This is a genomic window from Azohydromonas sediminis, from assembly GCF_003574675.1.
Lineage (GTDB): Bacteria > Pseudomonadota > Gammaproteobacteria > Burkholderiales > Burkholderiaceae_C > Calidifontimicrobium > Calidifontimicrobium sediminis.
Window position 1 is genome coordinate 54,248 of record NZ_QOAZ01000001.1, and the last position, 23,244, is coordinate 77,491.

Consider the following 23,244-nt stretch of genomic DNA (forward strand, 5'->3'; position numbering starts at 1 on the left):
TCAGGCGGTGAACCAGTGTTCGCGCGCCTTCATGATCAGCGCCTTGGCCGCGTCGTCGTCGAGGCCGGTGATCTCGGTCAGCTCGTCGACGGCGAGGTCGGCCAGGTCGTCGCGCGTGTGGATGCCGGCGTCGGCGAGCTTGGCGATCAGGTCCGGCGTCAGGCCCTCGAGGTCGCGCAGGTCCTGAGACACCTCCTCGACCTTCTCCTCGCGCGCGATCTCCATCGTCAGCAGCGCGTCCTTCGCGCGGGTGCGCAGCTCGTTGACGGTGTCCTCGTCGAAGGCCTCGATCTCGAGCATCTCGGAGATCGGCACGTAGGCCACCTCCTCGAGGCTCGTGAAGCCCTCGGCGATCAGGATGTCGGCGACCTCCTCGTCGACATCGAGCTTGTCGACGAACAGGCGCCGGATCGCCTCGGTCTCCTGCGCCTGCTTGGCGGCCGACTCCTCGGCCGTCATGATGTTGATGCGCCAGCCGGTGAGCTCGCTGGCCAGGCGCACGTTCTGTCCGCCGCGGCCGATCGCGATCGCGAGGTTCTCCTCGTCGACGACGACGTCCATCGCATGGCGCTCCTCGTCGACGACGATCGACTGCACGTTGGCCGGCGCGAGCGCCCCGATGACGAACTGCGCCGGATCCTCGGACCACAGCACGATGTCGACGCGCTCGCCGGCGAGCTCGTTGGTCACCGCGTTGACGCGCGAGCCGCGCACGCCGACGCAGGTGCCGATCGGGTCGACGCGGCGGTCGTGGCTGACGACGGCGATCTTCGCGCGGCTGCCCGGGTCGCGCGCGCAGCTCTTGATCTCGAGCAGGCCCTGCTCGATCTCGGGCACCTCCTGGCGGAACAGCTCGATCATGAAGCCCGGCGCCGCGCGCGACAGCATGATCTGCGGCCCGCGCACCGTCGGGTCGACGCCGAGGATGAACGCGCGCACGCGGTCGCCGCTGCGCAGGTTCTCCTTCGGGATCATCTCGCTGCGCTTGAGGCGCCCCTCGACGCGGCCGCTCTCGATGATCAGGTCGCCCTTGTCGAGCCGCTTGACGGTGCCGACGAAAATCTTCTCGCCGCGCGCGAGGAAATCGTTGAGCAGCTGCTCGCGCTCGGCGTCGCGGATCTTCTGCAGGATGACCTGCTTGGCCGCCATCGCGCCGATGCGCCCGATCGGCACCGACTCGATCGGCTCCTCGATGTAATCGTCGACCTCGATGTCGGGGATCTGCTCCTGCGCCTCGAACAGCAGCACCTCGGCATCGGGGTTCTGCAGACCGGCCTCGTTGGGCACGACGTGCCAGCGGCGGAAGGTCTCGTACTCGCCGGTCTCGCGGTCGATCGCCACGCGGATGTCGACGTCGCCGCCCTGCAGCTTCTTCGTCGCCTGCGCGAGCGCCGACTCGACGGCGCCGAACACGACGTCGCGATCGACGTTCTTCTCGCGCGAGATGGCGTCGACCAGCATCAGCATTTCGCGGTTCATTCCCTTCGACCTCCGTCAACCTCGTCGCCGCCCGGCGCCGTCGCCTGCGCGCCCCCGCCCTTGCGACCCTTGAAATCCACCACCGGCACCAGCCGCGCCTCGCGCACTTCGTCGAGCGCGAAATCGAGCGCCTGCTCGCCGCCGGCCAGCACCAGCCGCCAGTGGCCGCCGTCGCCCGCGAGCAGCGTGCCGCGGTACTTGCGCCGGCCCTCGAGGGGCTCGCGCAGCGTCACGTCGACCTCGGCGCCGGCAAAACGTTCGTAGTCGGCGGCCCGCTTCAGCGGCCGGTCGAGCCCCGGCGACGACACCTCGAGGCGCGCGTAGTCGCAGCCTTCGACCTCGAGCACGTACTGCAGCTGCCGCGTGACCGCCTCGCAGTCGTCGACCGTCACGAACTCGCCGCCGGCGGGATAGACGCGCCCCGGCACGCGGTCGATCGTCACGCGCAGCAGCCCGCGGCCCTCGCGCTCGATGTCGACGAGGTCGTAGCCGAGCCCCTCGACGGTGCGCGCGACCGCCCCCATCCAGGCCCCTGCGGACGGCCCCCAGACCACCTCGGCGCCGCGCGCGCCGCCCCGCTCACGCGGGCCGGCAGACCCGCCGCGCCCGCCCGGCGCGGCACGCGCGGGCGCGCCCCCGCGCGTCCGCGGCCCGCCGACGGGGCGGGGCGGCGTCTTCGAAGCGGGGCGCGTAACGCGGGAAGCCAAGGCAGTGCGGGTCGTGGCGTGATTCGCGATCAAGCAAAAAAAATGGGCCGGATGACACCGCCCATTTGCAATCAGGAATTCAGTGAAGCGCGCATTATAAGGTCGCGCGAAAAGCCGTTCAAGGCGCGCTGCCGGCCGTGCCAGAATCCGGCGCTGCTCGAAGACGCCCACGGAGACACAATGGCCTTTCTCGCCGGCAAGCGCCTGCTGATCACCGGTCTGCTGTCCAACCGCTCGATCGCCTACGGCATCGCGCGCGCCTGCCGGCGCGAGGGCGCCGAGCTGGCGTTCAGCTACGTCGGCGAGCGCTTCAGGGACCGCATCACCGAATTCGCCGCCGAGTTCGGCTCGACGCTGGTGTTCGAATGCGACGTCGCCGACGACGCGCAGATCGAGCGCCTGTTCGCCCAGCTCGGCGAGTCCTGGCCGACTTTCGACGGCTTCGTCCACTCGATCGGCTTCGCGCCGCGCGAGGCGATCGCCGGCGACTTCCTCGACGGGCTGAGCCGCGAGGCGTTTCGTATCGCGCACGACATCTCGGCCTACAGCTTCCCGGCGATGGCCAAGGCCGCCGCCTCGCGCCTGAACCCGGGCGCTGCGCTGCTGACGCTGACCTACCTCGGCGCCGACCGTGTCGTGCCGAACTACAACACGATGGGGCTGGCCAAGGCCTCGCTCGAGGCCAGCGTGCGCTACCTCGCGGCCAGCCTCGGGCCGCGCGGCGTGCGCGTCAACGGCATCTCGGCCGGCCCGATCAAGACGCTCGCGGCCAGCGGCATCAAGGGCTTCGGCAAGATCCTCGATCTGGTCGAGCGCAACGCGCCGCTGCGGCGCAACGTGACGATCGACGACGTCGGCAACGTCGCCGCGTTCCTGCTGTCGGATCTGGCCGCCGGCGTCACCGCCGAGATCACTTACGTCGACGCGGGCTTCAGCCAGGTGATGGGCGGCATCGCCGACGCCAGCGAGTCCTGAGCGTCACCGGCGCTTCAGGGCCGGTGCCCCTGCGCCGGGTGCTCCGGCAGCGCCAGGTGCACCAGCGGCGCGCGCCCGCTGGCGGCGGTGATCGCACCGAGCTGCCGCCCCGGTTCGGGGCCGACCATCGCCCAGTCGAAGCGCCAGCGCCAGTTGCCCTCGACGGTGCCCGGCAGGTTCATCCGGTGGCGCCCGTCGAGGCCGAGCACGTCCTGCAGCGGGAACACGACCCAGTTCGCGACCGACGTGCTCGCGGCGCGGATCATCGCCCAGTGCACGTCGGCACCGTCGCCGCAGCCGAGGTAGGCGGCGGCGAACGCGCGCTCGCGCGGCGAGCAGCGCTGCCACCAGCCGACGGCGGTGTCGTTGTCGTGCGTGCCGGTGTAGACGAAGGTGGACGGCTCGTAGTGGTGCGGCAGGAAGCGGTTGCCGGCGTCGTCGCTGAACGCGAACTGCAGGACGCGCATGCCCGGCAGGCCGAAGCGCTCGCGCAGCGCCACGACGTCGGGGGTGATGACGCCGAGGTCCTCGGCGACGATCGGCAGCCGCCCGAGCGCGGCTTCGATCGCCTCGAACAGCGCCGCGCCGGGGCCGGGCACCCAGCGGCCGTCGACCGCGGTCGGGCAGCCGGCCGGGATCTCCCAGTAGCCGGCGAAGCCGCGGAAGTGGTCGATGCGGAACACGTCGGCCAGCGCCAGCGCGCGGCGCACGCGCGCCGTCCACCACGCGAAGCCGTCGGCGGCCATGCGCTCCCAGCGGTACAGCGGGTTGCCCCAGCGCTGGCCGGTGGCGCTGAAGTAGTCGGGCGGCACGCCGGCGACGACGGTGGGCTGGTGATGCTCGTCGAGAAAGTACAGGTCGGGCTGCGCCCAGCAGTCGGCACTGTGGTGCGCGACGAAGATCGGCAGGTCACCCATCACGGCGACGCCGCGCTCGCGCGCGTAGGCGTGCAACGCGGCCCACTGCGTGTCGAAGCACCACTGCGCGAAGCGCCAGAACGCGGCCTCGTCGGCGAGCTCGCGCGCCACGGCGGCCAGCGCCGCCGGCTCGCGCGCGGCCAGCGGCGCGTCCCAGGCCCACCAGCCCCCCTTGCCGCCGCGCGCGCGGTGCGCGCGGTCGATCGCCATGAACAGCGCGTAGTCGTCGAGCCAGCCGGCCTCGCGGGCGCACCACGCGTCGAACGCGTCGCGCTCGCCCGGCGTCGCGCGCGCGAAGAAGCCCGCGGCGGCCTCGCGCAGACGCTGCATGCGCCATGGCACGACCTGCGGCCAGTCGGCCTCGTGCGCCGGGAATGCCGGCGCGGCGGCCGGCGGCAGCCAGCCGCGCTCGACGAGCGGCTCGAGCGCCACCATCAGCTCGCTGCCGGCGAATGCCGACACGCTCTGGTACGGCGAGTTCCCGGGACCGACCGGGTTCGTCGGCAGCAGCTGCCATAGCCGCTGGCCGGCGCCGGCCAGCCAGTCGACGAAGTGGTACGCCGCCGGCCCGAGGTCGCCGCAGCCGTGCGGGCCGGGCAGCGAGGTCGGGTGCAGCAGCACGCCGCTGGCGCGTTGGTTCAGGTCCATCGGGTCAGGCGGGCGGCGCCGCGTCGGGGGTCTCGTGGGCGAAAACGAGCAGCGCCGACGCCGGCGCCGCGAGCCGCGCGTGGCGGCCGAGCCCCACCCCGGGCGCGAGCTCGCCGCTGGTGTCCAGCCGCAGACGCCAGGGGCCGTCGGGCAGCACGAACGGCACCGCCACCGGCTCGGGGTTGAACAGCACGGCCAGCGGCACCGAGCGTTCGGCCTCCACCTGGCCCTCGGGCGTCGGGTCGCCGCGCAGGTTGATCACGCACGCGAACGCGTGCTGACCGCCGTCGTGCCAGTCGTCGACCTGCATCTCGCGCCCGTCGGGGCGGTACCACACGACGCCGCGCTCGCCGTTGCGCGCCGCGTCGGCGCGGAACCACACGTCGTGGTGCAGCGCCGGCTCGCTGCGGCGCAGCGCGAGCACCGTGGCGGTGAAGTCGACGAGCGCCGCGTCGGCGCGGCCCCAGTCGAGCCAGCCGATCGCGTTGTCCTGACAGTAGGCGTTGTTGTTGCCGTGCTGCGTGTGGCCGAGCTCGTCGCCGCCGTGCAGCATCGGCGTGCCCTGCGCGAGCAGCGTCGTGGCCAGCAGCGCGCGCTGCACGCGCGCGCGCCGCTGCCGTATCACCGGGTCGTCGCTCGGTCCTTCGTGGCCGAAGTTGCACGCCGGCTCACCGTCGCGGCCGTCGCGATTGCCCTCGCCGTTGGCCTCGTTGTGCTTGTGCGCGTAGCTGACGACGTCGGCGAGCGTGAAGCCGTCGTGCGAGGTGACGTAGTTGACCGACGCGCTCGGCCGCCGGTGGCCGTGCTGGAACAGGTCGCTGCTGGCCGTGAAGCGCCGCGCGAGCTCGCCGCGGCCCACGCCGCGGTGCAGCCAGAAGCGGCGCACGCTGTCGCGGAACTTGTCGTTCCACTCGAGGAAGCGGCCCGGGAAGCGCCCGAGCTGGTAGCCGTCGTAGCCCAGGTCCCACGGCTCGGCGATCAGGTGCGCGCGCGCCAGCGTCGGGTCTTGCCGCAGCGCGACGAAGAAGGCGCTGTCGGGGTCGAAGCCGTGGTGACGCGTGCGCCCGAGCACCGGCGCGAGGTCGAAGCGGAAGCCGTCGACACCCATCTCGTGCACCCAGTAGCGCAGCACGTCGAGGACGAACTGCGTCACGCGCGGGTGCGCGACATTGACGGTGTTGCCGCAGCCGCTGAGGTTCTCGATGCGGCTCGGGTCGTCGGCGCGCGCGCGGTACCAGCTCGCGTTGTCGAGCCCGCGCCACGACAGCGTCGGGCCGTTCTCGTCGCCCTCGGGCGTGTGGTTGAAGACGACATCGATCACGACTTCGAGGCCGGCGTCGTGCAGCGCGGCGACCATCGTGCGGAACTCGGCGGCCACCGCGTGCGGGTCGCCGCGCACGGCCGCGGTCGCGAAGCGCGGGTCGGGACAGAAGAAGCCCAGCGTGTTGTAGCCCCAGTGGTTGACGGCGCCGCGCTCGACGAGGCCCATCTCGTCGAGGTGCCACTGCACCGGCAGCAGCGACAGCGTCGTCACGCCGAGCCGCCGCAGATGCGCCACCGCGGCCGGATGCGCCAGCGCGGCGTAGGTGCCGCGCAGCTCGGGCGGCACCGCGTCGAGGCGCTGCGTGAAATTCTTGACGTGCGTCTCGTACAGCACGAGGTCGGCGGTGCGGTGGCGCGGCGCGTTGGCGACGCCGGGCGCGACCGCCGGCGGCGGCGCGACGCGCGCCTTGAGCGCGTGCACCGCGTTGTCGCGCCGGTCGGGGGCGCGGTTGCCGTCGGGGTGGCCGACCTCGTAGCCGAAGTGCTCGGGCCGCCAGCGAAAGTGGCCGACGATCTCGCGCGCCCACGGGTCGAGCAGCAGCTTGTGCGGGTTGAAGCGGTGCCCGCGCTCGGGCTGCCACGGCCCGTGCGCGCGCAGCCCGTAGACCAGCCCCGGCCCGGCGCCGTCGAGGAAGCCGTGGAACACGCCGTCGCGCGGGCCGTACATCTCGTAGCGGCGCACCTCGCGTGCGCCGGTGGTGTCGAAGACGCACAGCTCGATGCGCTGCGCGTGGTCGGACCACACGGCGACGTTGACGCCGCCGTCACGCGCGAGCGTGCCCAGCGGCTCGGTGCGGCCGGGCTGCAGGCGCGCGGGCAGGCGGAATCCGGGCATCGCGTCAGGCCGGGCCGAGGAACAGCGTGGCCAGCGGCGGCAGGTCGAGCACGATCGAGCGCGCGCGGCCGTGCGCCGGCACCTCGTGCACCGCGAGCTCGCGCCCGCCGTTGCCCAAGTTCGAGCCGCCGTAGTAGGCCGAATCGGTGTTGAGCCACTCGCGCCACGCGACGGGCCCGTCGGGCACGCCGAGCCGGTAGCCGTGGCGCGGCACCGGCGTGAAGTTGCACACCACGACGACGGCGCCGCCGGCGTCGTCGCGCCGCACCCACGCGTACACCGAGTCGGCCGCCTCGTGCACCGCGATCCACTCGAAGCCGGCCGCCTCACTGTCGAGGCGGTGCAGCGCGCCCTCGCGCCGGTACAGCGCGTTGAGGTCGCGCACGAGCCGCTGCACGCCGGCGTGACGCTCGTGCTGCAGCAGGTGCCACGGCAGCTCGACGTCGTGGTTCCACTCGCCGGGCTGTGCGAACTCCTGCCCCATGAACAGCAGCTTCTTGCCCGGGTGGCCCCACATGAAGCCGTAGTACGCGCGCAGGCTCGCGAAACGCTGCCAGTCGTCGCCGGGCATGCGCCCGAGGATCGAGCCCTTGCCGTGCACGACCTCGTCGTGCGACAGCGGCAGCACGAAGTTCTCGCTGAACGCGTAGATCAGCCCGAACGTCATCTTGTCGTGGTGCCAGCGGCGGTGCACCGGATCCTCGCGCATGTAGGCCAGCGTGTCGTGCATCCAGCCCATGTTCCACTTGTAGTGGAAGCCCAGACCGCCGGCGTAGGTCGGTGCCGTGACGCCGGCAAACGCGGTCGACTCCTCGGCCACCGTGATCGCGCCGGGGCACTGCGTGCCGATCACCTCGTTGACGCGCTTGAGGAACGCGATCGCCTCGAGGTTTTCGCGCCCGCCGTGCACGTTGGGCACCCACTGCCCTTCCTCGCGCGAATAGTCGCGGTACAGCATCGACGCCACCGCGTCGACGCGCAGCCCGTCGACGCCCAGGCGCTCGATCCAGTACAGCGCGCTGCCGACGAGGAAGTTGCGCACCTCGTGGCGGCCGAAGTTGTAGATCAGCGTGTTCCAGTCACGGTGGAAGCCTTCGCGCGGGTCGGCGTGCTCGAACAGCGCGGTGCCGTCGAACCGTGCCAGCCCCCACGCGTCGGTCGGGAAGTGCGCCGGCACCCAGTCGACGAGCACGCCGAGCCCGTGCGCGCGGCACGCCTGCACGAAGCGCACGAAGCCGGCCGGGTCGCCGACGCGCGGGCGGCCTTCGACGGGCGCCGAGAAGCGCGCAGTCGGTGCGTACAGCGCCAGCGTCTGGTAGCCCCACGAGCCGTCGAACGGGTGCTCGCTGACCGGCAGCAGCTCGACGTGCGTGAAGCCGAGGTCCGCGGCGTAGGCCGGCAGGTGCGCGGCGAGCAGGTCCCAGTCGTGGAAGCCGCCGTCGGGGTGGCGGCGCCACGAGCCGAGGTGCACCTCGTAGATCGACACCGGCGCGTGGCGCGCGTTGGCCTCGGCGCGGGCCGGCGGCAGCGGCTGCGCGGGCGGCAGCGGCGCGACGACGCTCGCGGTGGCCGGGCGCAGTTCGCACGCGCGTGCGTAGGGGTCGGCCTTCAGCGGCAGCACGGTGCCGTCGCGCGTGCGCAGCTCGTACTTGTAGCGGTCGCCGATGGCGACGTGCGGCACGAAGATCTCCCACAGGCCCGCGCCGTGGTGCAGCCGCATGGGGTGGCGCCGCCCGTCCCAACCGTTGAAGTCGCCGACGACGCTCACGCGCTGCGCGTTCGGCGCCCACAGCGCGAAGCGCACGCCGCCCACGCCGTCGACCTCCATCGCGTGCGCGCCGAGCACCGTGTACGGGCGCAGGTGGCTGCCTTCGCCGAGGTAGTAGATCTCGGTCGGGTCGATCAGCGAGCCGTAGGCGTAGGCGTCGGCGAGCTGCTGCTCGCGCCCGTCGGCCCAGGTCACGAGCAGGCGGTATGCGAAGCGCTCGGCGCGGTCGGGCACCACGCCCTCGAACAGCCCGTCGCCGTGACGCAGCGTCAGGTTGGCGACGCGGCGGCCGCCGTCGCGCTCGAGCACCGCGACCGCGTGCGCGCCGGGCAGCAGCGCGCGCACCCACAGCACGCCGCGCGCGTCGGCGTGCAGTCCGAGCACGGCGAACGGGTCGGGGTGGCGCGCCTCGACGAGCGCCGCGACGTCGGCTTCGCCCAGCATGCCCTCGCTCCCGCCTGTCCCGTGCGGCCTCACGGCACGTGCGACCAGATGCGCTCGACGTAGTCGCGGACCGTGCGGTCGCTCGAGAAGTGGCCCATGCCGGCAATGTTGCGCAGCGCCTTCTCGGCCCAGCGTGCGGGCGCGCGGTACAGCGCGTCGACCTCGCGCTGCGCACGCAGGTAGTCGTCGAAGTCGGCCATCAGCATGTAGCGGTCGTGGTCGAGCAGCGGCTCGACGAGGCTGCGGTAGCGCCCGGGGTCGCCGGCGCTGAAGTCGCCGCGCAGCAGCGCGTCGATCACGCCGCGCAGCCGCGCATCGTGCTCGTAGTGCGCACGCGGCTGGTAGCCCTCGACGCGGCGCTGTGCGATCTGCTCGGCGCGCAGCCCGAACACGAACAGGTGCTCCTCGCCGATGGCCTGCGCCATCTCGATGTTGGCGCCGTCCCAGGTGCCGATCGTCAGCGCGCCGTTGAGCGCGAACTTCATGTTGCCGGTGCCCGACGCCTCGAGCCCGGCGGTCGAGATCTGCTGCGACAGGTCGGCCGCCGGCATGATCACCTCGGCCAGCGAGACGCTGTAGTTCGGCAGGAACACGACCTTGAGCCGGTCGCGCAACCGCGCGTCGGCGTTGACGACCGCGGCGACGTCGTGCGCCAGGCGCACGATGGCCTTCGCGGCGCGGTACGCCGACGCCGCCTTTCCCGCCAGGATCACGGTGCGCGGCACCCAGTCGGCGTCGGGGTCGGCGAGCATCGCGTGGTAGCGCGCGATCACGTGCATCAGGTTCAGCAGCTGGCGCTTGTACTCGTGCACGCGCTTGACCTGCACGTCGAACAGGCTGTCGGGATCGACGCGCACGCCGACCTCGCGCTCGATCAGCGCGGCCAGCCGCAGCTTGTTGGCGCGCTTGACCTTCATCACCGCACGGCCGAGCCGGCGGTCGGTGGCGTGCGCGGCGAGCTTGTGCAGGCGGTCGAGGTCGCGGCGCCAGGTCGCGCCGAGCTGCTCGTCGATCAGCGCGGCCAGCCCCGGGTTGGCCTGCATCAGCCAGCGCCTGGGCGTGACGCCGTTGGTGACGTTGGTGAAACGGTCGGGAAACAGGTGCGCGAAGTCGGCGAAGATCGACTGCACCATCAGCTGCGAGTGCAGCTGCGAGACGCCGTTGACGCGGTGCGCCGCGACGATCGACAGCGCAGCCATGCGCACGCGCCGCTCGCCCGACTCGTCGATCAGCGACACGCGGCGCAGCAGGTCGTGGTCGTGCGGGTGGCGCCGGCGCACGTCGTCGAGGAACAGGTGGTTGATCTCGTAGACGATCTCGAGGTGCCGCGGCAGCAGCGACTCGAACATCCACACCGGCCAGGTCTCGAGCGCCTCGGGCAGCAGCGTGTGGTTGGTGTAGCTGATCGCCTTGTGCGTCTGTGCCCACGCCCTGTCCCAGTCGAGCCCGTGCACGTCGATCAGCAGCCGCATCAGCTCGACGGGCGCCAGCGCCGGGTGCGTGTCGTTGAGGTGGATGACGTTCTTGTCGCCGAAGTTGTCGATGCGGCCCTGCTCGCGCAGGTGCCGCTGCACGATGTCCTGCAGCGACGCGCTGACGAGGAAGTGCTCCTGCTTCAGCCGCAGCTCGCGCCCGGCCGGCGTGCTGTCGTCGGGGTACAGCACCCAGTTGAGGATGTCGGCCTCGATGCGCTCGCGCCCGGCCTCGACGTGCTCGCCGCGGCAGAACAGCTCGAAGTCGATGCTGCCGGTGGCGCGCGCGCGCCACTGGCGCAGCGTCGAGACGCGCTCGCTGCCCGGTGCCGGCACGATGAAGTCGTAGACGTTGGCCAGCACCGTCTTGGCCGGCACCCAGCGGCGCCGTCCGTGGTCGGACTCGACGCGGCCGCCGAAGCCGACCTCGTACTGCAGCTCGGGACGGCGTACCTCCCACGGGCTGCCACCGCCGCGCAGCCAGTCGTCGGGCTCCTCGACCTGGCAGCCGTCGACGATCTTCTGCGCGAACATGCCGTACTCGTAGCGCGGGCCGTAGCCGAACGACGGCAGCCCGAGCATCGCGAACGAGTCGAGGAAGCACGCCGCCAGCCGCCCGAGGCCGCCGTTGCCGAGCGCGGCATCGCGCTCGCGTTCGAGCACGTCGGCCGGCGCGAGCTTGGACGCCGCGAGGTGGCGGCGGAATTCGTCGTCGAGGCCGAGCGCGGCCAGCGCGTTGCCGAGCGCGCGGCCCATCAGGAACTCCATCGACAGGTAGTGCACCCGCCGCGGTGGCGCCTCGCCGCGGGCCGGGGCGCGCTTGCGCGTCAGCAGCGCGAGGTCCTCGGCCTGCGTCGCCGCCCAGCGGCGCTCGAGTTCGCCCATGCACACGGCGGCGGCCGCGCGCAGCCACACGTCGGGCGGCGAGCGGCGCGCATCGGCGATGCCGTCGGCGCGGCGCAGCAGCTGCTGGTCGAGCGCGTCGTGGAACACGCTGCGCACCGACGGCAGCGCCCGCCGGCGCGCCGACGGCGCCGGGCGCGTGGGGACGGAACGGGTCGTCACGGCCTCTCCCTGCGATTTCTTGTGGTTTGGGTCAAGCAAAGTATGCGCCACGCGGTGCGTGCCGACGCCTGACCGTGCGGCCCGAAGTCAGGCGTCGGGCGCCGCGCCGAGCGCCGCCGCGGCGCCGGCCAGCGTCGCGTGCGGGTCGACGATCAGCGGCGTCGGGATCGCGGCCAGGTACGGCGCGAAGCGGCCCTTGGCCTCGAAGCGCGCGCGAAAGCGCGACGCTGCGAAGCGCTCGGCGAAGCGCGGCACGATCCCGCCGCCGACGTACAGCCCGCCGCGCGCACCGAACGTGAGCGCGACGTTGCCGGCGAAGCTGCCGAGCAGCGCGCAGAACGTATCGAGCGTGCGCGCGGCCAGCGCGTCGCCGCCGTCGAGCGCGGCCTGCACGATCGCCGGCGCATCGAGCGCCGGCGCCGCGATACCTTCGACCGCGGCCACGGCGCGGTGCAGCACCGGCAGCCCGATGCCCGACAGCAGCCGCTCGGCCGAGACGTGCTCGAACTCGCGCCGCGCGTGCGCGACGACGGCCTGCTCGTAGTCGTCGCCGGCGGCCAGCGTCGCATGCCCGCCCTCGCCCGCCACGGCGTGCCAGCCGCACGGCGTGCGCACCAGGCCGGCAACGCCGAGCCCGGTGCCCGGACCGACGACGGCGCGCGTGCCGTCCGGCGGCGGCCACGGCCCGAGCACGCGCAGGTGCTCGGGCGGCAGCGCCGGCAGCGACAGCGCGAGCGCCTCGAAGTCGTTGAGCACGCGCAGCCGCTCGACGCCGAGCGCCGCGCGCAGCTGCGCGCGGGTGAACGACCAGCGCGCGTTGGTCAGCGCGATCGGCTCGCGCCCGATGGGCGTCGCGACGGCGAACGCCGCCGCCCGGGGTGCGTGCGCGAGCGCGCCGTCGGCGCGGCGCGCGTCGAGGTAGGCGCGCGCCGCCTCGGCCGGGCCGTCGAAGTCGGCGGTGCGCAGCGCCTGAACGTGGCGCACGCCGCCGCCGGACGCCTCGACGAGGCCGAAGCGCGCGTGCGTGCCGCCGACGTCGGCCACGAGCCACGGCAGCGGCGCCGCCACGCCGGGTTCAGGCATCGCGCACGCAGTCGACGGCGTAGGTCTTGCGGCCGTCGGCGTCGACGTCCTCGATCAGCCCGTGCACGTCGGTCGCGAAGCCGGGGAACGCGGCGTTGAACGAACGCGCGAAGCGCAGGAAGTCGACGATCTTCTTGTTGAAGCGCTCGCCGGGGATCAGCAGCGGGATGCCCGGCGGGTACGGCGTCAGCAGCGAGGTCGTGATGCGCCCCTCGAGGCGGTCGATCGGCACGCGCTCGGTGCGGCGCTTGGCGATGCAGGCGTAGGCGTCGGTGGGCGTCATCGCCGGCTGCAGGTCCGACAGGTACATCTCGGTCGTCAGCCGTGCGACGTCGCCCTCGGCGTAGGCCTCGTGGATCGCCTGGCACAGGTCGCGCAGCCCCATGCGCTCGTAGCGCGGGTGCTTGGCGACGAACTCGGGCAGGATGCGCCACAGCGGCGCGTTCTTGTCGTAGTCGTCCTTGAACTGCTGCAGCGCCGTCAGCAGCGTGTTCCAGCGGCCCTTCGTGATGCCGATCGTGAACATGATGAAGAACGAGTACAGCCCCGTCTTCTCGACGACCACGCCGTGCTCGGCGAGGAACTTGGTGACGATGCCGGCCGGGATGCCGGTCTGGTCGAACTTGCCGTTGACGTCGAGCCCGGGGGTGATGATCGTGCTCTTGATCGGGTCGAGCATGTTGAAGCCCGCCGACACCTCGCCGAAGCCGTGCCACGCATCGCCGGCGGCGAGCACCCAGTCGGCGGCGCGGCCGATGCCCTCGTCGGCAAGCCGGTCGGGGCCCCAGACGGTGAACCACCAGTCGTGGCCGAACTCGCGCTCGACCTTGCGCATCGCGCGGCGGAAGTCGAGCGCCTCCTTGATGCTCTCCTCGACGAGCGCGGTGCCGCCGGGCGGCTCCATCATCGCGGCGGCGACGTCGCAGCTGGCGATGATCGCGTACTGCGGACTCGTGCTGGTGTGCATCAGGTACGCCTCGTTGAACAGGTGGTGGTCGAGGCCGACCTGCTGCGAGTCCTGCACCAGCACCTGCGACGCCTGCGAGAGCCCCGCGAGCAGCTTGTGCGTCGACTGCGTCGAATAGACCACCGTCGACTGCGGGCGCGCGCGCTTCTTGCCCATCGCGTGGTAGCTGCCGTAGAACGGGTGGAACGCGGCGTGCGGCAGCCACGCCTCGTCGAAGTGCAGGTTCTCGACCCAGCCGTCGACCATGCCCTTGATCGTCTCGGTGTTGTAGAGCACGCCGTCGTAGGTGCTCTGCGTGAGCGTCATGATGCGCGGGCGCACCGTCTTCGCGTCGACGCCCTGCAGCAGCGGGTGCGCGGCGATCTTCTTCTCGATCGCCTCGCGCGAGAACTCGTGCTGCGGGATCGGGCCGATGATGCCGTAGTGGTTGCGCGTGGGCGTCATGAACACGGGGATCGCCCCGGTCATGATGATCGAGTGCAGGATGCTCTTGTGGCAGTTGCGGTCGACGACGACGACGTCGCCAGGCGCCACCGTGTGGTGCCAGACGATCTTGTTGCTCGTGCTCGTGCCGTTGGTGACGAAGAAGCAGTGGTCGGCGTTGAAGATGCGCGCCGCGTTCTTCTCGCTGGCCGCCACCGGGCCGGTGTGGTCGAGCAGCTGGCCGAGCTCCTCGACGGCATTGCACACGTCGGCGCGCAGCATGTTCTCGCCGAAGAACTGGTGGAACATCTGCCCCACCGGGCTCTTCAGGAACGCGACACCGCCCGAGTGCCCCGGGCAGTGCCACGAGTACGAGCCGTCCTGCGCGTAGTCCATCAGCGCCTTGAAGAACGGCGGCGCGAGGCCGTCGAGGTAGGCCTTGGCCTCGCGGATGATGTGCCGCGCGACGAAGTCCGGCGTGTCCTCGAACATGTGGATGAAGCCGTGCAGCTCGCGCAGGATGTCGTTCGGGATGTGCTGGCTCGTGCGCGTCTCGCCGGCGAGGTAGATCGGGATGTCGGCGTTGCGGAAGCGGATCTCGCGGATGAACTTGCGCAGCGCCTCGACGGCCGGCCCCTCCTCGCCCCCTTCGGCGGCGATCTCCTCGTCGTCGATCGACAGGATGAACGCGCTGGCGCGGCTTTGCTGCTGCGCGAACTGGCTGAGGTCGCCGTAGCTCGTCGTGCCGAGCACCTCGAAGCCTTCCTTCTCGATCGCCTGCGCGAGCGCGCGGATGCTCAGCCCCGAGGCGTTCTCGGAGCGGAAGTCCTCGTCGATGATGACGATCGGGAAGTGGAAGCGCAGCATGGCGGCGGTCCTCGCAGGCGACGGAAAGCGGCAAAAACGGCGCAGTGTAGGCCCGTTCCCACGACGCGCTCGTGGCATGGCGCACTGGCTAGACTGTCCGCGTTCGCTGCCACGCCTGCCGCCGATGACCCCGAAGCCCGCGAAGAACGTGCTCGGCACCGACCTCGTGCCGTGCTCCTACGATCCCTTGACCGGCTGGTACCGCGACGGCTGCTGCCACACCGACGAGAACGACCATGGCAGCCACGTGATCTGCGCGCGCGTCACGGTCGAGTTCCTGAACTTCCAGTTCGAGCGCGGCAACGACCTGATCACGCCGCGGCCCGAGATGCGCTTCCGCGGCCTGAAGCCGGGCGACCGCTGGTGCGTGTGCGCGCTGCGCTGGGCCGAGGCGCTGCGCGCCGGCTGCGCACCGCCGGTGGTGCTCGAAGCGACGCACGAGCGCGCGCTGCACCACGTGACGCTCGAGCAGCTGCAGCAGCACGCCTGGAGCGCGGTGGGATAATCCGCGCCTCGTCGATCGGCGTGCCGCACGCCGGCCGTCCCTGCGGAGGGATGGATGAGTGGTTTAAGTCGCACGCCTGGAAAGCGTGTGTGGGTCAACAGCCCACCGCGGGTTCGAATCCCGCTCCCTCCGCCATCGCGGCCTCAGCGTGCGCCGGGCTTGCGCGGCGTCTCGCGCCGAGCGCGCAGCGCCTCCTCATACAGCGCCAGGTACTGACGCGCCGCGGCATCCCAGGTGAACTGCTGCGCCATCGCGCGGCGCATGACGCGCTGCCACTGCGCCGGCTCGCGGTACAGCGCGATCGCGCGCGCCAGCGCCGCCTCGAGCGCGCTCGGGTGCGCGGCGTCGAACACGAAGCCGGTGGCGCGGTCCTCGGCCAGCGCGACCGGGTCGGCATCGACGACGGTGTCGGCCAGCCCGCCGACGCGGCGCACGAGCGGCAGCGTGCCGTAGCGCAGGCCGTACATCTGCGTCAGCCCGCAGGGCTCGAAGCGCGACGGCACGACGATCACGTCGGCGCCGGCCACCAGCCGGTGCGCGCGCGGCTCGTCGTAGCCGATGTGCAGCGCGACCTGCCGCGGATGCTGCTCGGCCGCGCGGCGGAAGGCCTGCTCGAGCGCGTCGTCACCGGTGCCCTGCACCGCGAGCTGGCCGCCACGCGCCAGCAGCGCGGGCAGCGCGCCGAGCAGCAGGTCGAGGCCCTTCTGCGACGTCAGCCGGCTGACGACGCCCAGCAGCGGCGCGTCGGCGCGTGCCTCCAGACCGAACTCGCGCTGCAGCGCGGCCTTGCAGTACGCCTTGCCGCCGAGCGACGTCGCGTCGTAGCGCGCCGCGATCCACGGGTCGGTGGCGGGGTTCCAGACCTCACGGTCGACGCCGTTGAGGATGCCGCGCACGTCGTGGCCGCGGTCGCGCAGCACGCCGTCGAGGCCGCAGCCGAACTCGGGGGTGGCGATCTCGCGCGCGTAGGTCGGGCTGACGGTGGTGATGCGGTCGGCGTACAGCAGCCCGGCTTTCATGAACGAGACCTGGCGGTGGAACTCGATGCCGTGCGGCCACAGCAGCCGGTGCGACAGCCCGAGCAGCGCGAAGTCGCCGAGCGGAAACAGCCCCTGGTATGCAAGGTTGTGCACCGTGAACACGCTGCCGGCGGGTGTCGTCGGGTGCATCGCGAGGTAGGCGCAGGCCAGCGCGGCGTGCCAGTCGTGCGCGTGGACGATGTCCGGATGCCAGTCGGGGTCGAGCTCGCCGGCGGCCAGGTGCGCCGCAGCCCAGCCCAGCAAGGCGAAGCGCTGCAGGTTGTCGGGCCAGTCGTGGCCGTCGGGGCCGAGGTAGGGGTTGCCGTCGCGGCGGTACAGGTAAGGCGCATCGATCACGTAGGCCGGCGTGTCCAGGCCCTGCAGGCGGCCGTGCAGCAGGTCGACCCGCGCCGCGCCGAACAGCGGGCCCAGCCGCGCGACGGTGCGTGCGCCGCCGAGCGCGTCGCCGATGGCAGGAAACCCCGGCAGCAGCAGCTGCACGTCGGCGCCGCAGGTGGCGAGTGCCTGCGGCAGCGCGCCGAGCACGTCGGCCAGACCGCCGGTCTTGACCAGCGGAAACACCTCGGCCGCGACCTGCAGGACCCTCATGCCGACGCGAGGCGCGCGAGCATCTCGCGCGTGACGAGCGTGATGCCGTTGTCGGTGCGCAGGAAGCGGCGCGCGTCGTCGGCCGGATCTTCGCCGATGACCATGCCTTCCGGGATCACGCAGCCGCGGTCGACGACGACGCGCGACAGCCGCGCGTGGCGGCCGACCTCGACGTCGGGCAGCAGCACGGACCAGTCGACCTGCGCGTACGAGTGCACGCGCACGTTTGAGAACAGCAGCGTGCGCCACGTGCGCCCGGAGACGATGCAGCCGCCCGAGACCATCGACTCGATCGCCATGCCGCGACGGTGGGCGAGGTTGTGGACGAACTTGGCCGGTGGCAGCTGCGGCTGGTAGGTCCAGATCGGCCAGCGTGTGTCGTACAGGTTGAGCAGCGGGTCGGTGGCCGTGAGGTCGATGTTGGCATCCCAGTACGCGTCGATCGTACCGACGTCGCGCCAGTACGGCTGCTGGCCGGGCCGCGTGCCGACGCAGCTCAGCCCGAACGGGTGCGCCACCGCATTGCGCTGCGCGACGGCACGCGGAACGATGTCCTTGCCGAAGTCGTGGCTCGACGCCGGGTCGGCCATGTCGTGGCGCAGCGCCTCGAACAGGTACTTTGCGTCGAAGATGTAGATGCCCATGCTGGCCAGCGACGTGTCGGGCCGCCCGGGGATCGTCGGCGGGTCGGCCGGCTTCTCGACGAAGTCGGTGATCAGCCGCGAGTCGTCGGTGGCCATCACGCCGAACGCGGTGGCCTCGGCCTTGGGCACCTCGATGCAGCCGACCGTGCACGGCCGCCCGTGCGCGACGTGGTCGGCCAGCATCAGCGCGTAGTTCATCTTGTAGATGTGGTCACCGGCGAGCACGACGACGAAGTCGGCGTCGTAGCCGTCGATGATGTCCAGGTTCTGGAACACGGCGTCGGCGGTGCCGCGGTACCAGCTCTCCTCGTCGACGCGCTGCTGCGCCGGCAGCAGGTCGACGAACTCGTTCATTTCCGACTTCAGGAACGCCCAGCCGCGCTGCAGGTGGCGCAGCAGGCTGTGGCTCTTGTACTGCGTGATGACGCCGATGCGGCGAATGCCGGAGTTCAGGCAGTTCGACAGCGCGAAGTCGATGATGCGGAACTTGCCGCCGAAGTACACCGCCGGCTTCGCGCGCCGGTCCGTGAGGTTCTTCAGCCGGCTGCCGCGCCCCCCGGCCAGCACCAGCGCGACGGCGCGCTTGGGCAGGTCGAAACTCGATGCCAGATCCACCGGGGTCATGCAGGTCTCCTCGCTGCGCGACGACGCCTCAACGGCGCCGGCCTCGGATGATGCAACGAAAAAGGCGCCGGCCTCGCGGCCGGCGCCTTACGCTCGCGTCGATCGGGCGACTCAGCGCACGACGGCGATTTGCTCGCGCTGACCGCCCTTGTAGGTGAACAGCGTCAGCGCACCGTTCTTCAGGTCACCCTTCTCGTCGAAGGCGATCGTGCCGGTCACACCCTTGTAGCCGCTGGTCTTGGCCAGTTCAGGCAGGTACTTCGCCGGGTCGGCGCTGCCGGCCTTGACCATCGCCGCGACCATCACGTTGACGGCGTCGTAGACGTACGGCGCATACAGCTGCACGTCGATGCCGAAGCGCTTCTTGTATTCGGCCTTGAATTTGTCCATGCTGGCCTTGAACTCGCCTTCGACACCGCCGGCCTCGGCGCAGATGACCTGCCCGTCGGCCATCGTGCCGGCGGCGAGCTTCGGCAGCTCGCCCGAGCAGATGCCGTCGCCGCCCATGAACTTGGCGTTGATGCCGAGCTGCTTCATCTGGCGCAGCATCGGGCCGGCGACGGCGTCCATGCCGCCGAAGAAGACGACGTCGGGGTTCTTGCCCTTGATGCTGGTCAGGATCGCGGTGAAGTCGGTCGCCTTGTCGTTCGTGAACTCGCGCGCGACGACGCTGCCGCCCTTGCTCTTGACGCCCTTCTCGAACTCGTCGGCAACGCCCTGGCCGTACGCGGTGCGGTCGTCGATGACGGCGATGCGCTGGCCCTTGAGCGTCTCGACCGCATAGCGGCCCAGCGTGCCACCGAGGTGCACGTCGTCAGCGACGAGCCGGAACGCCGTCTTGTAGCCCTGGCGCGTGTAGCGCGGGTTGGTCGCCGACGGGCTGATCTGCGGGATGCCGGCGTCGAAGTACAGCTTCGACGCGGGAATCGTCGTGCCCGAGTTCAGGTGCCCGACGACGCCGTTGACCTTGCTGTCGATGAGCTTCTGCGCCGCCGCGGTGCCCTGCTTCGGGTCGGCCGCGTCGTCCTCGGCGAGCAGTTCGAACTTGGCCTTGCGCCCGCCGATCGTCACGCCCTTGGCGTTGAGCTCTTCGATCGCCATGCGCGCGCCGTTCTCATTGTCCTTGCCCAGGTGCGCGATCGCGCCGCTGGTCGGGCCGACGTGGCCGATGCGCACGACGAGATCCTGCGCCGAGACGCCGCCGGCCAGGATCAGCGCCGCAGACGCGCCGATCAGTTTCGCTTTCAGTTGCATTTAGTACCTCCGTGGGGATGCGTTGAGCGATGGGAATGTTTCTCAACGCCGACAACGATACTCGAAATCGTCATCGATCTCGTCCGGGGAGCCCGCAACCCCGCCGTGCGACGGGCCAAGCCGCCTCCCCGCTACCCGCCCGCGCGCGGATCGTCGGCCGGCGCCGCGGGGCGGGCCAACGCGTCGCGCACCGCTGCGGCGACGCACGCATGCACGTCGTTGGCGAGCGTGCGTCGCGCGTGCGCGAGCAGCGCTTGCGCGACGGCTGCCGACGCCGCGCGCAGGCGCGCGTCGACGAGCGCCTCGAGCTGCGGTGCGAGCCGGCGCGCCAGCTCGTCGGCGACGGCCTGCGGATCGGCCGCGAGCGCGGGCGCCGCTTGCTGAGCGGCAAACGAAAGCGGCGCCACGGCGGGGCCGTCGCCGGGCGTCTCGACGGGCTCGACGAGCACCGGCAGCGGCTCGGCCGGTGTCGGCGGCGCCAACGGCGTGGCGGCATCCAGCACTTCGGTCAGCGTCGGCACGCGGGCCGGCTGCACGCGCGGATCGAAGGGGCGCAGGTTCATCGCAAGGCACCCTCAGCCGTCGCCATCGCGGGCGTGGTGGGTGACGTTCCAGCCCGCGCTCTTGTACGCCTGCCAGCGCTGGCGGCCGGCCTGCCGGTCGGCGTCGCTGGCGCCGACGAGTTCGATCACGCGCGCGTAGCGGCCGGCGTCGGCGGCCTGCGCGGGCCCCAGATTGACCAGCACGTCGCACTGCGGCGCACGCGCCCCGTCGTCGACGAGCCAGATCGGCGTGCGCGCGAGCCGCGGTGCCGGCGACGCGCCGGCGGCCAGGCGCACGTGCGGCACGAAGCCCTGCGGCTCGAAGGTCCACAGCGCGGCGTCGAGCCGGCCGAGCGTCGCCGCGTCGGCGGTGACGGCCACGCGCTGGCGCTGCCGCCACGCCTTGCGCAGCAGACGGCACGCGTACTCGACCTTGTCGGGCAGTCCGGTGTGGAACGCGACTTCGGGCACCCTGCCGCTCCGCGTCAGGCGGCGCGCGCGAGCACGAAGTGCGTCAGCAGCCCCACGGGCCGGCCGGTCGCTCCCTTGTGCGCGCCGCTCTTCCACGCCGTGCCGGCGATGTCGAGGTGCGCCCACGGCAAGTCTTTCGCGAAGCGCTGCAGGAACTTCGCCGCCGTGATCGCGCCACCGGCACGCGGGCCGACGTTGGCCATGTCGGCGAAGTTGCTCTTCAGCGCCTCGTCGTACTCGGCGTCGAGAGGCATGCGCCACGCCGTGTCGAGCGCCGCGGCACCGGCGGCGAGGAGGTCGGTGGCGAGTGCATCGTCGGCGCTGAACAGGCCGCTGTGCTGGTGGCCGAGCCCGATCACGCAGGCGCCGGTCAGCGTCGCGACGTCGACCACCGCCTGCGGCTTGAAGCGCGCCGCGTAGGTCAGCGCGTCGCACAGGATCAGCCGGCCCTCGGCGTCGGTGTTGAGGATCTCGATCGTCTGCCCCGACATCGAGGTCACGACGTCGCCCGGCTTGACGGCGCGCCCGCCGGGCATGTTCTCGCACGCCGGGATCAGGCCGACGACGTTGACGCGGGGCTTGAGCTCGGCGAGCGCACGCAGCGTGCCGAGCACGCTGGCCGCGCCGCTCATGTCGAACTTCATCTCGTCCATCTCGGCGGCCGGCTTGATCGAGATCCCGCCGGTGTCGAACGTGATGCCCTTGCCGACCAGCACGATGGGCGCGTCGGATTTACCCGCACCCTGGTAGCGCAGCACGATGAAGCGCAGCGGCTCGTGCGAGCCGCGCGCGACGGCGAGGAACGCGCCCATGCCGAGCTTCTCGACGTCCTTGCGGTCGAGCATCTCGGCCTTCAGACCGTGCGACTTCGCCAGCGCCCGCGCCTGCTCGGCGAGGAAGGTCGGCGTGCAGTGGTTGCCCGGCCGGTTGGCGCATTCGCGCGCCAGCGTCACGCCGGCAGCGATCGCCTGTCCACGCACGAGGCCGCGCTGCAGCAGCGCCGCGCGCGGCTTCGCGCACAGCAGCGTCACCGCGGCCAGCGCCGGCGCCGCGGGCGCGCTCGGCTTGGTGTGCCGGTAGACGTAGACCGCCTCGGCCACCGCGACCGCGAGCGCCTCGGCGTGGCGGTCGTCGATCGCGTCGGTGTCGTCGCCGGCCACCGCCACGGCCAGGCGCTTGATGCCCGGCGCCTTCAGCGCGGCGAGCCCCGCCGCGACCGCGGCCTTGAACGCCTTCGGCGTCGGCTCGGTGGCCGCCGCCAGCGCAACCCGCGCCGCCTTGAACCCCGCCGGGCGGTGCAGGTACAGCACGCGCGCGGGCTTGAACTCGAAGTCGCCGTGCTCGAGCGCGTCGGCCAGCAGCGGCGCCAGCGCCGCGTCGAGGCCGCGCGGCGCCGCCGTGCCGACGACGACGACCAGCAGCGCGTCGGCCGTGACGCCGGCCAGGCCGCCGGCCGGAAGGGTCTGGGTGCGCAAGTCCATAATGAAGCGAAGTTCTCAGATCGACTGATGTTATTCGATACCTCGGTGCGCCGAGAGCTCGCGCGCACCTTCGGCGCGACGATGGTCGTCATCGTGACCATCGTGATGACGATGTTCCTCGTGCGCATGCTCGGCCAGGCGGCACGCGGGCAGGTCGCGCCACAGGACGTGATGCTGCTGATGGGCTATGTCGCGCTGGCCGAACTGCCGACGGTGCTCGCGCTGTCGCTGTTCGCCGCCGTCGTCGTGACGATCGGGCGCATGTACCGCGACAGCGAGATGGCGATCTGGTTCGCCGCCGGCATCGGGCTGTCACGCTTCGTGCGCCCGGTGCTGCGCACCGCGTGGCCGGTGCTGGTCGTCATCGCGCTGCTGGTGGTCTTCGCGCGTCCGTGGAGCCAGCGCGCGAGCGCCGACCTGCGCGAGCAGTTCGAACAGCGCAGCGACCTGTCGCGCGTCGCGCCCGGCGTGTTCCAGTCGTCGCGCGACGGCAGCCGCGTGTTCTTCATCGAGAGTCACTCCGAGCGCGACGCCGACGCACGCAACGTGTTCGTGCTCAATTCGCGCGGAGACCGCGAATCGGTGACGACGGCGCTGTCCGGGCGGCTCGAGTCCGACGGCGAGCGCCGCTACCTCGTGCTCGACCACGGCCAGCAGAACGACACGCGGCTCGACTCGGGCGTGATGACGATGGCCAGCTTCGAGCGCTACCGCATGCTCGTCAGCGAGCGCGCGGTACAGCGCGCGCAGGAGCGCCCGCCGCGTGAGCAGTGGACGCACGAGCTGCTGCGTGACCCGCAGCCGCGCCAGCAGGGCGAGCTGGCGTGGCGTCTCGGCCTGCTGTTCGGCGCTGGCAACCTGCTGCTGCTGGCCGTCGGGCTGTCGGCCAGCGACCCGCGGCGCCCGGGCAACTGGAACCTCGTGTTCGCGCTGCTGGGTTTCGTCGTCTACTACAACCTGATCTCGCTGATGCAGGCCTGGGTCGCGGGCGGCCGCCTCGGGCTCGGCGTCGCGGTGTTCGCGCTGCACGGCACCGTGTTCGCGCTCGCGCTGGGGCTGATCTGGTGGCGCGAGAACGCCGCCGTCGCGACGCTGCGGCTGTGGCGCCGGGGAGGTTGAGCG

General features: G+C 71.9%; 17 protein-coding genes and 1 tRNA gene. 4 read left to right on the forward strand and 14 right to left on the reverse strand.

The features are described 5' to 3' along the window. Both nusA and rimP read right to left on the reverse strand, forming a co-directional pair. Positions 1 to 1,479, reverse strand: coding sequence for a transcription termination factor NusA (gene nusA / locus DRV96_RS00265; RefSeq protein WP_119286398.1), 1,479 nt, complete (start codon positions 1,477 to 1,479; stop codon positions 1 to 3). After that, complete coding sequence (gene rimP / locus DRV96_RS00270) at positions 1,476 to 2,003, reverse strand: ribosome maturation factor RimP (protein ID WP_119286400.1); 528 nt, start codon at positions 2,001 to 2,003, stop codon at positions 1,476 to 1,478. Before rimP ends, nusA begins: the two co-directional genes overlap by 4 nt. 363 nt (positions 2,004 to 2,366) lie before the next feature. On the opposite strand from rimP, the gene fabI reads away from it, so the two are divergent. Next, the gene (gene fabI, locus DRV96_RS00275; RefSeq protein WP_119286402.1) at positions 2,367 to 3,161 is read left to right on the forward strand and encodes an enoyl-ACP reductase FabI; all 795 of its coding nucleotides are present in this window, start codon (positions 2,367 to 2,369) and stop codon (positions 3,159 to 3,161) included. 14 nt (positions 3,162 to 3,175) lie between these two features. Here fabI and malQ read toward each other — a convergent pair whose 3' ends face one another. The 6 genes from malQ to DRV96_RS00305 form a co-directional block, all read right to left on the reverse strand. Further along, on the reverse strand, positions 3,176 to 4,726 hold the full coding sequence (malQ, locus tag DRV96_RS00280; protein WP_119286405.1) for a 4-alpha-glucanotransferase: 1,551 nt from the start codon (positions 4,724 to 4,726) through the stop codon (positions 3,176 to 3,178). A 4-nt stretch (positions 4,727 to 4,730) separates the two neighbouring features. Continuing rightward, complete coding sequence (gene glgX, locus DRV96_RS00285; RefSeq protein ID WP_119286407.1) at positions 4,731 to 6,884, reverse strand: glycogen debranching protein GlgX; 2,154 nt, start codon at positions 6,882 to 6,884, stop codon at positions 4,731 to 4,733. 4 nt (positions 6,885 to 6,888) lie between these two features. After that, on the reverse strand, positions 6,889 to 9,096 hold the full coding sequence (gene glgB / locus DRV96_RS00290) for a 1,4-alpha-glucan branching protein GlgB (protein ID WP_119286409.1): 2,208 nt from the start codon (positions 9,094 to 9,096) through the stop codon (positions 6,889 to 6,891). A 29-nt stretch (positions 9,097 to 9,125) separates the two neighbouring features. Beyond that, the gene (locus DRV96_RS00295; RefSeq protein WP_235823227.1) at positions 9,126 to 11,633 is read right to left on the reverse strand and encodes a glycogen/starch/alpha-glucan phosphorylase; all 2,508 of its coding nucleotides are present in this window, start codon (positions 11,631 to 11,633) and stop codon (positions 9,126 to 9,128) included. Positions 11,634 to 11,720: 87 nt separating this feature from the next. Next, positions 11,721 to 12,716: a glucokinase gene (gene glk / locus DRV96_RS00300; protein WP_119286411.1), complete on the reverse strand. Its 996-nt coding sequence runs from the start codon at positions 12,714 to 12,716 to the stop codon at positions 11,721 to 11,723. Continuing rightward, positions 12,709 to 14,973 (reverse strand): arginine/lysine/ornithine decarboxylase, encoded by a 2,265-nt coding sequence (locus DRV96_RS00305; RefSeq protein WP_119286414.1) that lies wholly within the window; start codon positions 14,971 to 14,973, stop codon positions 12,709 to 12,711. Before DRV96_RS00305 ends, glk begins: the two co-directional genes overlap by 8 nt. 124 nt (positions 14,974 to 15,097) lie before the next feature. Between DRV96_RS00305 and DRV96_RS00310 the strand changes: the two genes are divergently transcribed. Together DRV96_RS00310 and DRV96_RS00315 are read left to right on the forward strand one after the other, a co-directional pair. Further along, entirely contained in the window at positions 15,098 to 15,478 is a 381-nt protein-coding gene (locus tag DRV96_RS00310) for a DUF2237 family protein (protein ID WP_119286416.1), read from the forward strand. A gap of 44 nt (positions 15,479 to 15,522) precedes the next feature. Then, a tRNA-Ser gene (locus tag DRV96_RS00315) sits at positions 15,523 to 15,613 on the forward strand. An 8-nt stretch (positions 15,614 to 15,621) separates the two neighbouring features. Here DRV96_RS00315 and glgA read toward each other — a convergent pair. The 6 genes from glgA to DRV96_RS00345 form a co-directional block, all read right to left on the reverse strand. Further along, on the reverse strand, positions 15,622 to 17,106 hold the full coding sequence (glgA, locus tag DRV96_RS00320) for a glycogen synthase GlgA (protein ID WP_119286419.1): 1,485 nt from the start codon (positions 17,104 to 17,106) through the stop codon (positions 15,622 to 15,624). Further along, positions 17,103 to 18,374, reverse strand: coding sequence for a glucose-1-phosphate adenylyltransferase (glgC, locus tag DRV96_RS00325; RefSeq protein ID WP_119286421.1), 1,272 nt, complete (start codon positions 18,372 to 18,374; stop codon positions 17,103 to 17,105). Before glgC ends, glgA begins: the two co-directional genes overlap by 4 nt. A 111-nt stretch (positions 18,375 to 18,485) precedes the next feature. After that, entirely contained in the window at positions 18,486 to 19,628 is a 1,143-nt protein-coding gene (locus tag DRV96_RS00330; RefSeq protein ID WP_119286423.1) for a branched-chain amino acid ABC transporter substrate-binding protein, read from the reverse strand. Between the two features lie 131 nt (positions 19,629 to 19,759). Beyond that, complete coding sequence (locus tag DRV96_RS00335; RefSeq protein ID WP_119286425.1) at positions 19,760 to 20,191, reverse strand: hypothetical protein; 432 nt, start codon at positions 20,189 to 20,191, stop codon at positions 19,760 to 19,762. Positions 20,192 to 20,203: 12 nt separating this feature from the next. Next, a complete protein-coding gene (locus DRV96_RS00340) occupies positions 20,204 to 20,641 on the reverse strand; it encodes a DNA polymerase III subunit chi (protein WP_119286428.1) in 438 nt (145 codons plus the stop codon). Positions 20,642 to 20,655: 14 nt separating this feature from the next. Beyond that, positions 20,656 to 22,122 (reverse strand): leucyl aminopeptidase, encoded by a 1,467-nt coding sequence (locus tag DRV96_RS00345; protein ID WP_119286430.1) that lies wholly within the window; start codon positions 22,120 to 22,122, stop codon positions 20,656 to 20,658. 27 nt (positions 22,123 to 22,149) lie between these two features. Here DRV96_RS00345 and lptF point away from each other — a divergent pair, with 27 nt between their 5' ends. Beyond that, a complete protein-coding gene (gene lptF / locus DRV96_RS00350) occupies positions 22,150 to 23,241 on the forward strand; it encodes an LPS export ABC transporter permease LptF (protein ID WP_119286900.1) in 1,092 nt (363 codons plus the stop codon). The last annotated feature ends 3 nt before the right edge of the window (positions 23,242 to 23,244 follow it).